12 protein-coding genes and 1 pseudogene are annotated in these 12,684 nt (G+C 47.7%); 4 read left to right on the top strand and 9 right to left on the bottom strand.

The features are described from left to right. Positions 1-323 (bottom strand): recombinase family protein (locus ACTJJG_RS18750; protein WP_303893148.1); only part of this gene is annotated, 323 nt, incomplete at its 3' end. Between the two features lie 94 nt (positions 324-417). Here ACTJJG_RS18750 and ACTJJG_RS18755 point away from each other — a divergent pair. After that, positions 418-3,384 (top strand): Tn3-like element ISAcsp1 family transposase, encoded by a 2,967-nt coding sequence (locus ACTJJG_RS18755; protein ID WP_004726714.1) that lies wholly within the window; start codon positions 418-420, stop codon positions 3,382-3,384. 51 nt (positions 3,385-3,435) lie between these two features. Further along, positions 3,436-3,558, top strand: a pseudogene (locus ACTJJG_RS18760) (helix-turn-helix domain-containing protein); the annotation flags it as partial. Between the two features lie 91 nt (positions 3,559-3,649). On the opposite strand, the gene ACTJJG_RS18765 reads toward ACTJJG_RS18760, so the two are convergent. The 5 genes from ACTJJG_RS18765 to ACTJJG_RS18785 all read right to left on the bottom strand — a co-directional run bounded on the left by ACTJJG_RS18765 (position 3,650) and on the right by ACTJJG_RS18785 (position 7,139). Continuing rightward, positions 3,650-4,069, bottom strand: coding sequence for a PaaI family thioesterase (locus tag ACTJJG_RS18765; RefSeq protein ID WP_000029507.1), 420 nt, complete (start codon positions 4,067-4,069; stop codon positions 3,650-3,652). 1 nt (position 4,070) lies between these two features. Continuing rightward, a complete protein-coding gene (locus ACTJJG_RS18770; protein ID WP_000378064.1) occupies positions 4,071-4,535 on the bottom strand; it encodes a PaaI family thioesterase in 465 nt (154 codons plus the stop codon). Positions 4,536-4,591: 56 nt separating this feature from the next. Beyond that, positions 4,592-5,563, bottom strand: a complete 972-nt coding sequence (locus ACTJJG_RS18775; RefSeq protein WP_000186299.1) for a BtrH N-terminal domain-containing protein — start codon at positions 5,561-5,563, stop codon at positions 4,592-4,594. After that, complete coding sequence (locus tag ACTJJG_RS18780) at positions 5,560-6,186, bottom strand: TetR/AcrR family transcriptional regulator (protein ID WP_000952904.1); 627 nt, start codon at positions 6,184-6,186, stop codon at positions 5,560-5,562. The genes ACTJJG_RS18775 and ACTJJG_RS18780 overlap by 4 nt, the downstream gene beginning before the upstream one ends. A gap of 83 nt (positions 6,187-6,269) precedes the next feature. Continuing rightward, positions 6,270-7,139 carry a metal-dependent hydrolase gene (locus ACTJJG_RS18785; RefSeq protein ID WP_000149466.1) on the bottom strand — a complete coding sequence of 290 codons (870 nt, stop codon included), beginning with the start codon at positions 7,137-7,139 and terminating at the stop codon, positions 6,270-6,272. A 656-nt stretch (positions 7,140-7,795) separates the two neighbouring features. Between ACTJJG_RS18785 and ACTJJG_RS18790 the strand changes: the two genes are divergently transcribed. Further along, entirely contained in the window at positions 7,796-8,026 is a 231-nt protein-coding gene (locus tag ACTJJG_RS18790; RefSeq protein WP_004656998.1) for an IS5 family transposase, read from the top strand. A 38-nt stretch (positions 8,027-8,064) separates the two neighbouring features. Here the strand turns inward: ACTJJG_RS18790 and ACTJJG_RS18795 are convergent, their stop codons facing one another. From ACTJJG_RS18795 to ACTJJG_RS18805, 3 genes are all read right to left on the bottom strand, one after another. Continuing rightward, positions 8,065-9,279, bottom strand: coding sequence for an NAD(P)/FAD-dependent oxidoreductase (locus tag ACTJJG_RS18795; RefSeq protein WP_001193555.1), 1,215 nt, complete (start codon positions 9,277-9,279; stop codon positions 8,065-8,067). 86 nt (positions 9,280-9,365) lie between these two features. Continuing rightward, entirely contained in the window at positions 9,366-10,748 is a 1,383-nt protein-coding gene (locus ACTJJG_RS18800) for a cytochrome P450 (protein WP_009516417.1), read from the bottom strand. 58 nt (positions 10,749-10,806) lie between these two features. Then, the gene (locus ACTJJG_RS18805) at positions 10,807-11,127 is read right to left on the bottom strand and encodes a 2Fe-2S iron-sulfur cluster-binding protein (protein WP_004658513.1); all 321 of its coding nucleotides are present in this window, start codon (positions 11,125-11,127) and stop codon (positions 10,807-10,809) included. Between the two features lie 216 nt (positions 11,128-11,343). Here ACTJJG_RS18805 and ACTJJG_RS18810 point away from each other — a divergent pair, with 216 nt between their 5' ends. Next, positions 11,344-12,423, top strand: a complete 1,080-nt coding sequence (locus ACTJJG_RS18810) for an AraC family transcriptional regulator (protein ID WP_004658508.1) — start codon at positions 11,344-11,346, stop codon at positions 12,421-12,423. The last annotated feature ends 261 nt before the right edge of the window (positions 12,424-12,684 follow it).

The following is a 12,684-nucleotide window of genomic DNA, read 5'->3' on the forward strand; positions in this document are numbered from 1 at the left end:
AGGTCAAACTGCAAACCTGTTTGTGCCACCAGAGATACCCCGAAATGCCCAAGATCTTGTAATGACTGTACGAGATCCACGGTGCTTCTGCCCCAGCGTGTCAATTCCGTCACCAAGATGGCATCGATTTCACGAGATTGCGCCATGGTCATCAAGTATTTTCTTTGCAATCTCTCATCCTTACTGCCTGATGCAGTTTCTTTCCAAACACCGACAACATCGTAGCCGCAACGATTGGCGTAGGCACGTAGGTCATATTCCTGTCGTTCGCAGGACTGATCGTTCGTTGATACTCGGCAATAAATGGCCGCATTCTGTCCCAATTGAACCTCCTTGCGAAATTGCAGCGCAAAGCTAAGCGTGGCGGTACAAAATAATGTACCTTTAATAGTTTAGTTTATTTGGGACTAATGAGCCATGCCGCGCCATTCTATTTTGTCGTCCACGGAATTGGGAAGCCTGTTCGAAATTCCAGATGATAGAGCTTTTATGCTTCAGCATTACACTCTGAGTGATTCTGATAAATCCATAGTCCATCAACATCGAGGGGCATCCAACAAGCTAGGCTTTGCAATTCAACTTTGCTACATGCGTTACCCTGGAGTGATATTGGGTATTAACGACGAACCATTCAAACCCTTACTTTTCATGATGGCTGCTCAACTTAGTATATCAGTGGACTGCTGGAATGATTATGGTCAGCGCGAGCAAACAAGACGAGAACATATTGCCGAATTGAAAAAAGTTTTTGGGTTCAAACTATTCACCTTGAGTGACTATCGGCAATCGGTCAATATGATGGTGGATTTGTCCCTTCAGACAGATAAAGGTCTTATTTTAGCCACAACTCTCGTTGAAAATTTACGACAAAAATCAGTCCTTTTGCCAGCTATAAATGCAATTGATAGTATTTGCGCAGAAGCAATCACATCTGCCAACCGCATAATTTATACTGCTTTGACGAGCTCACTTTCAGAAACTCATCGTCAAAATATAGATGCTTTGCTGAACCGTAAAGAGGGCAGCAAACTGACAATATTGGGGTGGCTTAGACAGTCACCAGCTAAACCAAACTCAAAGTACATGCTTGAGCACATTGAGCGGCTGAAGTGCTTACAAGCCATCGATCTACCTGAAGACATTGGAAAACACGTTCATCAAAATCGCTTACTGAAAATTGCTCGCGAAGGTGGGCAAATGACTCCTGCTGATTTGGCCAGATTTGAATCTCAACGTCGATATGCCACTTTGGTAGCAATCGTTGTGGAGAGTATGGCCACGATCACCGACGAAATTATTGACCTGCATGATCGCATTATTGGAAAGCTATTTGCTATCGCAAAAAATAAACACCAGCAACAATTTCAATCATCAGGTAAAGCGATCAACGACAAAGTGCGTTTGTATGGGCTTATCGGGAAAGCCTTGCTAGATGCCAAGCAAAATGGCAGTGATCCGTTTGCCGCCATCGAAACTGTTATTTCATGGGATGCTTTTGCAGCAAGTATTACTGAGGCAGAAAAACTGGCGCAACCCGAAGACTTTGATTTTTTACCACGAATTGGCGAGAGCTATGCAACTTTACGCCGTTACGCGCCAGAACTTCTTGCCATACTTAAATTGCGTGCTGCCCCAGCAGCAAAAGATATGCTTGCCGCTGTAGAGTTGCTCCGCAGCATGAATGTTGATAATACACGAAAAATCCCCTCTAATGCTCCAATAGCGTTTATCAAAAAACGGTGGGCAAGACTAGTCTTTACCGATGATGGTATTGATCGCCGCTATTACGAAATATGTGTGTTATCTGAACTTAAAAACTCGCTACGGGCTGGGGATCTCTGGGTACAAGGCTCTCGCCAATTCAAAGACTTCGATGAGTATTTAGTGACTGCTGATAAATTTAATCAGCTAAAACAGTCCAATGAGTTACCTCTAACCATTACTACTGATTGTGATCTATATTTGCAAAGTCGCCTTTCACTATTGGAGCAGAAATTAGCAATCATTAATCGCATGGCAGCGACCAACGATTTGCCTGATGCGATGATCAATCAATCTGGTCTAAAAATAACACCTCTCGATGCCGTGGCTCCTGATACAGCCCAAACTTTAATTGACCAAACAGCAATGCTGTTACCACATATCAAGATCACCGAATTATTAATGGAGGTCGATGAATGGACAGGCTTTACTCGACACTTCACTCATTTGAAAACGGATGACACTGCGAAGGATAAAGCGTTATTGCTCACGACCATACTGGCTGATGCAATTAATTTAGGGCTGACGAAAATGGCCGAATCATGTCCTGGTACAACTTATGCCAAACTCTCATGGCTACAGGCTTGGCATATCCGTGATGAAACTTATTCAACGGCATTGGCCGAATTGGTGAATGCTCAATTGAAACAACCTTTCGCTGAAAACTGGGGAGATGGCACTACCTCCTCATCAGATGGCCAACGCTTCCGCGCAGGTGGCAGAGCTGAAAGTACAGGACATATCAATCCAAAATATGGCGCAGAGCCTGGAAGGTTATTTTATACACACATTTCTGATCAATACGCACCATTTAGCAGTAAGCTGATCAATGTGGGCGTTCGTGATTCAACCTATGTTCTTGATGGGCTGCTGTATCACGAGTCTGATTTACGCATCGAGGAACACTACACCGATACGGCTGGATTCACCGACCATGTTTTTGCACTCATGCACATGCTAGGGTTTCGATTTGCACCACGAATTCGTGATCTGGGCGATACGAAACTCTATATTCCAAAGTCAGACATAGACTATGCCGCACTTAAACCCATGATTGGCGGCACACTGAATATCAAACAGATTCGTACTCATTGGGACGATATTTTGCGTCTGGCCGCATCAATCAAGCAAGGGACTGTCACAGCGTCGCTAATGCTACGTAAACTCGGTAGTTATCCACGACAGAATGGTTTGGCATTGGCATTACGAGAGCTGGGGCGTATTGAGCGCACACTGTTTATCTTGGATTGGTTGCAAAGCGTAGAACTACGCCGTCGGGTTCAAGCTGGATTAAATAAAGGTGAAGCCCGTAATGCATTAGCGCGCGCCGTTTTCTTTTATCGATTGGGTGAGATTCGAGATCGAAGCTTTGAGCAACAGCGTTATCGAGCCAGTGGCTTGAATCTAGTGACCGCCGCCATTGTATTGTGGAACACGGTTTATTTAGAGAGAGCGACTAACGCCCTACGAGGGCATGGTCGCACAGTCGATGATACCTTGCTGCAATATCTGTCACCGCTGGGGTGGGAGCACATCAATTTAACTGGGGATTATCTATGGCGAAGCAAAGCCAAGATAGGTGGTGGAAAATTTAGGCCATTGCGCGCAATTGAAAAACCTTAGCGTGCTATATTTTCCGTTTCCTGAGACGACCCCTACAAGGGCCGTAAGCCGTCACTGACTCCTGAACAAGTGGCTCTGCTGCATCAACGTCTTGAATCTGGCGACTACAAAACCAAGCGAGCATTGGCGAAGGAGTTTGGGATTTCTGCGCCAACGCTGTATCGGTATCAGTAGTAGTTCCAGCTATTTGATATTATTTGTCTATCTATTGAAAATTTTTCTGAGTAAAACAGGGTCGGCATCCTGAACTGAGCTTGCTCCAATTTTATTTGCTGCTAACCGTAAACAGGAATCGACCGATACAAACCAACTTGCCATCAAGTAGTAACTGAACCGATACTGTCGTAATGCGCCGACCCGCACGAACAATACTGGGGACTGCCTGTAACGTACCTATAAATGCTGGCCGCAGGTAATCAAAGGTCATCGTGGAGCATAAGGGCAGCTCATTATCACCACGCTGACGGGCAAGATAGGCGGCGGCGGCCACTTCACCAAAACTCGCGAGAATGCCGCCATGAAACGTGCCAATCATCGGGTTGCCGATATGCGAATCACGAAAGTCCATAAAGTACTGTATTTCTCCATGTTGCATTTCCTCACGAAAACCTAGAAAATCGACAAAAGGCTCGTCACACAATTTTAGTGGGGGTGTTTCCGCGCTCATCTGATTTACTATACTCATATCACTCGCCTCGCGCTTCATTGCTGTCAAAAGAGGGTCCCATCGTGCCGATTGCGAAAGAACCAGTGACAGTAGCCAGTAGCTCACCACTGTCTTCTGCAACCGCTCGGCCCGTGATAAAGGCCACCGTATCGGTTCTACCAATGCAATCCACTATCGCCTTTAAACCTACCGCAGAGGGAATACGTCGCAAAAAATCGACACGCAAATCAATAGTGGCAATCGGCTCTAACGACCGCAATGACGAAAAAATAGATAAGCCGCAAGTCGTATCCAGCAGCGTCACCAAAGCCCCTCGATGCAGTGAGCCTTTACGGTCAGAGAGTTGCTCAGAGAAGGGCATCGTCATCTCGGCATGACCATCGCTCACTGCACCAACACTAATATTGAACATATTGAATAAAGGGTGATTAGTACCAAAAAACGCCTTAGCCATGGTCAGGTGTGCCGTGTTATTACTGTCCATTTTTGAACTCCCGCCATTGCTGGCTGATTTTATTGCGAAAAAATTAGCGGCACGTCTCAAAGTGCAAGGGCGGCATCTGTATAATTACGTTCGGCCTGCATCACCGCCACAATGGCCTCTTCAATGGCGGCATATGGAAAGTTTGTGCTTTCCGAGGCAGACTTCAAACACATGGCTAATGCCGTCCATGCTTTTTCGCAAGCCCTCATTAACAGGGGCAGTCGATATTGCTGTACACTTGCGTCATAGTGAACCGCTTCATCAAGGAATTCAGCGTACATTTTGCGGAAGCCGCCGCCACCTGTGCCACGCTTTTCAATAATTTGGTAGGCAAATCGGGTCGTCCAGTGCCAATCGCCTGTGGCTCCCCAACGACTCAGTTCGGCCAGCCATGTTTCCAGTGCCGATATGCCACTCACAGCTAATGACTTGGCGTTGTCATGGATGACACCGGTAATCATCTCGGGGGTAATTTCGCCTTGAAACGCGGTGGGCGTGAACATATTGCCATAGTGAATAAATGGGGGCTGTGTAGAAAAACGTGCGCGGGTCAGTGCCTCTCGCGTCACCGACAAAACACTCGGACGCTCGGTATCGGTGACAAATACCGCACCTGTCTCTGGATTTCTCGACCAAGCGGCTATGGCGTGACCGGGAAAGTGCGTGCTGCTGTTGAAGTAAGGTAAATAAAAAATATCCGTCAGCAACAGGGTGGGGTGACCCGCATCCAAACATTTCTCCAGCGCGGTGGCTGCCGATTCGGGTGACTCGAAGGTTTGCCACTCAAAGGGTATACCGATACTTTCAAATACGCGCGCTTCAAACCCCAAAGACCGCACATGCACTAAAAATGGCACAGGGGCGTCAGCCATTTCCAAATAGGTCACGCCAAGCCCTGAGCCTAATCCAAAGCACATGGCCTCGGAAATATTCAGCCCATTAAACTCGAGCAAATCACGAATTGCGGAGCTGCCACAATGCCTCCCGATGGCGTGCGTGATACGGGATGGAGTCTTATAGTTGGTCACAGGTTTTTTGCCTCTTCGTGAAAATCTGGATTAAGGATGCCTCTTGTCATCATCTGCCATATCGCATCCGCGATCTGTTCAAGATTGTACTTACCATTTTCTTTATACCAAGTGGCAGCCCAGTTTATTGCTCCTAGCCCAATCAGTCTTAACAGATCTGCATCCACATCGTTTCGGATACAACCATAAGACTGCAGATCATCAAGAATTGTCTGCCAATATCGCTCGTATCTGTCTCTCTCAGCAATAATCTGCTCACGTGCGACTCCATGTACCGAGCGCCACTCAAACAACAACACATAAACCATATCGTCACCCGACATAAGGATATCGACATGTGTCTGCAGTGCCGATTGCATTTTTTTGAGTGGATCTTGAATCGCGGAAGTCGCCTCAACAATCCTGTAAATAGTTCTCTCAATAGCAAGCCGCATCATATCAACCAAAATATCGTCTTTACTACGATAGCGGTAATGCAGACTGCCTGGAAGAATACCACAAGCACTGGCAATTTCTCGCACACTGGTACGCTCAAAACCCTTTTCTCGAAACAGCTTGGCAGAAGCGGCTAATACTCTCTCGCGGTCAGCAACTTCGACTCGCGTAGATTCACTACTCAACATAGTTTGACTCATAACATTATATCAATAAGACAGGTTACTCGACTTGGTCAAGTCGAGTCGAGTCTTTCACGGTCTCTCCTGATCTATACAGCTTTTGCAATGGGGACATTAAAAACAATTCGTGACGCTTCCATAGGGTCTTGATGCTTATCATATTCAGCCAGCCAAGAATTAACCTTTTCTGGGATTTCGGTGTCGCTAGGATGGAAACCTGGCTTAAACCAGTCCAGATAGCGTGGAATAAGTCTGGTAATCAGGCCACGTGGTCCATAGAGGCGATAAAATCCCTTAGCAAGCACCAATGGCTGACCTTGTAGTTTGTCAATTTTCAACATATGCCAAAGAACTGAGCCAACCACCGCATGTACCAGTAGCGTTCCGATAATCAAAGCAGATGCGCGGGTGAAATACCCCCCACCTGCCGCTGTTTCGTAAACATCAAAGGCTACTGTTTTGTGTTCGACTTCTTCTACCCCATGCCACATGAACATGGCACGCATTGCGGGATGAGCATTCTTGAACATCTCACCCTCACCCTCCATAGCACCCTCGCCTAGTACAGCAGTAATATGTTCAAAGGCAGCTGTCATGGCCAACAGATACTTGGCGGGCAGGTGTTTTTGGGAGAGCCGAATAAATAATTTGAATCTTGCGATGACCTTTTCGACATGAATGCCTTGCGACTGCATCACCGCATTATACTGGTCATGCACAATGCCATGTTGCGCTTCTTGGCGAAAAAAGTTTTTGATATCTTCTCTCAGTTTAGGATCTGTGACCAGATCCTGATAGTTACGCACCGACTGAATAAAAAAACGCTCTCCATCGGGGAAGTGAATAGAAAGTGCATCAAAGAAGCGTGTTAACACCGGGTCACCGTCGTTCCAAAAAACTGGAACATCACTTAAATCAAACCGCGGCTTACGTGGCTGGATATTGATCATATGAGTCATGGCGAGAGTTTCCTTGTAAAGGCATCGAATGTCTGTAAACCTGCTATCACATTTGACCTTGAGCAATATTTTTCACCTTGGTCAGGCACAGCAAATATCACACAAGAATTCAACGGGTATTGGTCAAATGACCAAATGCATATTTTGAATATATATTGGTCGATTGACCAAATGTCAAGCCTGTCCTCAAAATTTGATAGAATGAGTTAACAACGCAGCAGGTGAGCCAGATCATCTTTGACATCGAATATAGCTACCAGACCTTTTGGCAGAGGTGTTTTTTTAATGTTAGTTTTTTTACATTAGAGTGTGTTGACGTTTGAAAATATTGATTGCAAATTGGAGGCAGACTCAGAGAATTAAAGCTCTCCCCATCCGAGTCCACCATGCCACGCTTTATGCTGAACGACCAACATTGAGCAAAGATTTCTCCTATGCTCAAGCAACAGGACATTGATCACAAACCAAATTTACGGCTCACCGTAGAAGCCATGCTCTACAGAATGTGGGTGAAATGTCCATGGCTAGACCTACCTCCTGACTGAGTTTGGTCAGCAGCCTAATCTCTACAAAAGATACAACGACTGGTCAGCAAAAGGTTTTTTCCAAAGCATACTCAGGGTTTTATCTACTGACTCTGATATAGAGTAGGGGTTATGGATAGCAATTACGTCAAGGCACATCAACATAATGCACGTGCTGCAACTCACGATCAGGAGGCGATTGGCTTAAGTCGAGGTAGCAAGACAAGTAAGATCCATCTTGCCGTAGATGGGTATGGATTACCCATCGTGTTTGCGATCACGGGTGGTGAATTACACAAAGCCAAAGCTGCACCTGACTTGCTCTCACAGGTATCTATCGATGCCATTCTGATTAACATCTGAATCAGCGTAATGCAAATCTAGCCTGATGTAGTTTTAAGCTACCCCATCAACGCCTGTACCGCAATCGACTCATCCGCCAACCGCAGTGGATCGACCGCCGTACCAGCCGTGATCAGCTTTTTGCTTAGCATAAACTCCTGCGGACGATTCACACAATCCGCCGCAATCAGGCGACCCGCCTGCAAATAAAACGCTGCAAAGCTACGCCTTTGCTGCACATCACCCCGAATCACGATCTGATCATACCCCTGACTGAGTCCCGCAATCTGCAACTTTAGATCATACTGATCTGACCAAAACCAAGGCAAACTCTTCGAGGTCCGCTGTAAGCCACACAAGGTCGCCGAGGCAATTTTGGCCTGTTCATTGGCGTTTGGTACCGACTCCAAGCGCATCCGCCGCTGATAAATCGGATTAAACGCATTGGCACAATCCCCGATGGCCACAATCTCTGGCGCACTGGTACGGCAATACTCATCAATCACAATACCATTGTCCACCTGCAAGCCCGCGTCCAGCGCCAACTCGATATTCGGTACAACCCCGACCCCGATGATCACCAGATCTGCATCGAACATCGAACCATCGGCACACAGCACCGCTTGCGCCCGCCCCTCACCCGTGATCGCCGTGACCGACACACCGGTATGAATCGTCACACCCTGTTCGCGATGAATCCGCGTATAAAAGTCCGACACTTCCGGTGCAGTTACCCGCTGCAAAATCCGCTCGGCGGCTTCCAAGACCACCACCTGCATGCCCTGCTCGGTCAATGCGGCGGCTGTTTCAAGACCGATATAGCCACCACCGATCACCACTGCTTTGCCGTTGGGTTGTACAAATGGCTGGATAGCCTGTACATCGCTGATATTTCTAAGATAATGCACACCTGCCAAATCAGACCCAGCCAGCGACACCGTCCTGACTCGTGCACCGGTACACAGCGCCAACTGGTCATACGCAAGCGTACTGCCATCTTGTAGTGTCACGCTGCGCGCTGCCCGATCAATCGCAACCACCCGCCCGTGCCGAAATTCGATCTGATTTTTTTGATAAAAAGCGGCTGGCCGAATCAATAACTCATCGACCAGTTGTGCACCGCATAAAAAGGTCTTGGACAACGGCGGTCGATGATACGGCAAATACGGCTCATCGCCGATCACCACAATCTCGCCCTGCCAGCCATCTGGCCGCAGACTTGCCGCCAACTGCGCCGCAGCATGACTTGCGCCAATGATGACGATTGTTTGCATATGAATTCACTCAGTTCATGGTTGATGCACAGCATCAATTGTTGCCGACGACAGTTGCAAAATGCCTCTGTCGCCTATTTTGATACCTACGCTTTGGCAGTCAGTTTGACCATCATCTTGGCATAGCCGCGCACAAAGTTAGACTGCACCAACTCTGGCTCACCCAATACCTCAATATTGTCGAAGCGAAGCAATAACTCCTCCCACAGAATCCGCAACTGCATCTCGGCCAAGCGATTGCCCATACAGCGATGCACACCAAAGCCAAATGACAAATGATTGCGTGCACCTTTACGATCAATCAAAAACGCATCTGGCTGTTCAATCACCCGCTCGTCACGATTGCCCGAGGCATACCACATTAAGATCTTGTCGCCCTTACGGATGGTTTGGCCGTGCATCTCGATGTCTTGCTTGGCGATGCGACGCATATACGCCAGTGGGGTCTGCCAGCGAATGATCTCGGACACCATATTTGGAATCAGGCTCGGTTGGTTTTTCAGTTTGACAAACTGCTCAGGAAACAGGTTCAGCGCATATACCCCGCCGGTCATGGAGTTCCGCGTGGTGTCATTCCCACCGACAATCAGCAAGGCCAAATTGCCCAAAAACTCCATCGGACGGTGAATCAAATCCTTGGTATCGTCATTGCTCAGCATTAAGCTAATCAAATCAAATCCCATCGGCTCACCTGCCGCTTGCTGAGCCGCCTTGGCATGCCACAGCGCGGCAAACTGCTTGGCCATATCAGCGGCGGCATTAAAAAGCACATCGTTGTCGCTAATCTCACCGCCCGTGGCTTCTGCGCTGCCCGCCAACGTATCAGACCAGTACACCAGCTTGTGCCGCTGTTCATACGGAAAATCTAACAAGGTCGCCAGCATGCGTGCGGTGATTTCTTTGGACACCCGCTCCACCCAATCAAACGGCGTATCGAGCGGCAAATCATCCAAAATCTCTTGTACCCGACTGCGGATCAGCCCTTCCATTTCTTTTAAATTTTTCGGTGCGACCACACCTTGTACCGCTTGACGCTGCACATCGTGCTTAGGCGGATCCATTGCAATAAACATTTCCACATCCAGTCCGGCGGGCGGCTTGCCAATCACAATCACCGGTTCCGCCGAAAACAGCTCGTGGGATTTGTCCACGAACACAATATCGTCATAACGGGTAATCGACCAAAATGCACCGAATGGACTGCTTTTTTGGTAATGAACAGGACGCTCGTCGCGTAGCCGCTTAAAGTATGACTGCCATTGATGCTGTCGATATAAAAACGGATTGCTCATATCGATGTCTTCGAGCTTGAGCGTGGCAACATCGGGGATTGGCTTTTCTACAAAATCAGGGAACGGTTGCGCCTGTGTCACCCGTTGCTTGACCTTTTGGAACACCTGCATGCCTTTCACTTGTAAATGCATGGGTATCGGCAGCAGGGCTGAAATTTGGTTTAGTGTGGCTTGCATGTTTTTCATGATTCATTCCTCAATGATGATGCTTAACAGCTGTTGAAATCTGCCGTCACTACATTTGAAACTCAGGCAAATGCACCACCATGCCATCCATTGCATCGGACAATTGAATCTGGCACGCCAAACGAGACGACGCCGTACCTTCTGGTACCATCTCTAGCATGCGCGCCTCTTCGTCATTGGGCTGTCCTGTCGCCGCCAGCCAAGCACCGTCAACGATCACATGACAGGTTCCACAAGCACATTCGCCACCGCAATCTCCATCAATGCCGGATACGCCGTGATCGATAGCCAGTTGCATCAGCGACTTGCCCGCTTCGATGTCAAGTACGGTGGCGGTACCGTCATACTCGATCAATGTAATTTGACCCATTATTACTACTCCTGTGTGGTATACGGTTGCTGGTGACGCCGATGAAAATAGCCATCCCTCTTTACTCATAATAGACATGTATCCATACTGCTTACAGGTCTCTTGTTGACAATATAGGGTCATTAAAAGACGATTATGGCGCTGTAGCCCCATCGTCGATTGCATTTTTCTAGTCGATGTTCTTTCATACTGGTCTGTTATTGAGGTGTTTGAGCCATGTTGCATCCAAGTCTGCTGACTGGTCTCGCCAGTACAAGTGAATCTGCTAATATCCCCTGTAGCTATACCCGTCTGATTGGCCGAGAGCTGGACTTGCAGGCGCGTGACCTACCTAAACTATTAAAATTCACCACGCTGACCGCTGAACAACTGATGCGTGACGACACGATGATCACGGCCAGCCAACAGATTCAAATCTTACAAAATAGCTTGGAGTTGTCCGCATCCGATCAGTTTGGCTTGCGTTTAGGGCAGCGGCTCACGCCGTCAACACATGGCTCGATGGGCTTTTTAATCAATAGCAGCCCGAACTTATTGGCCGTGTTACAAGCGTTTCAAACTTTTTTGCCGACCCGTATGAGTTTGATTAGGCTCGAAACACACACCAATGCTGAGTGGACGACCTGCTTGATTTTCTTTGAGCAGACCTTGAGTCATGCAGTACATCGGCTACTGTCCGAAACTGTTGCGGTGATTTTTTCGGAATGTGCCGAATTTATTGTTGGACGACCGCTGACCGAGGCGGTGATTCAGTTTAGCCATCCCGCCCCCGATCATCATGCCTGTTACGCGGATTATCTTGCCGGTACCTATCAGTTTGATCAGCCACAACTGTCGATCCGAGTGCCGACCGAGTTGTGCTTGATTGCCAATGCATCCGCGCAGCACGATAGCTATCTGCTGGCGATGCAACAATGCGAAATGATCCTCAACCGGCTCAAGACCCAACAACACAGCACCACCTACCAAGTGCAAAAAGCCATGCTGTCCTATCCGCTCGGGCAACTGAGTGAAGAGGATCTGGCTGCAGCCTTGTTTATGAATAAGCGTACGCTGGCCAGACGTCTGGTCAAAGAGAACACGAGTTACCGGCTGATTCGAGATCGGATTTTATCTGAGAAAGCCAGTAGTTATTTACATGACCCTCAAATATCGGTCGAGGCAATTGCCAGCTTACTGAATTACCACGACTCTGCTAATTTTCGGCGCGCGTTTAAACGCTGGTTTGGTGTATCACCAAGTGCTTATCGGCGAAAAATCACCCATCGGCAAGAAGAAAATGACCTGAGAGAATGAGGTTGTTCGTATGATTGTTAATACGTTGAAACATCAATACGCCCTAGAAAAATACCTTAAAACGCTATGTCAGAGATGGCAATCATATGGCAGCCCTCCACTTCCAATCCGATAACCTCAACTCAACCCAACGCTTGCAACCCGCTGTGAACTCTGTAGAGGTTTTAATTCCCATTGCAGCCCATCCACCGTCAATGTCTTCAGTTAGGGGTCGTCTCAGGAAACGGAAAATATAGCACGCTAAGGATTTTCACTCCGACT

This window comes from Acinetobacter sp. 22512 (assembly GCF_052044755.1).
Lineage (GTDB): Bacteria > Pseudomonadota > Gammaproteobacteria > Pseudomonadales > Moraxellaceae > Acinetobacter > Acinetobacter pittii.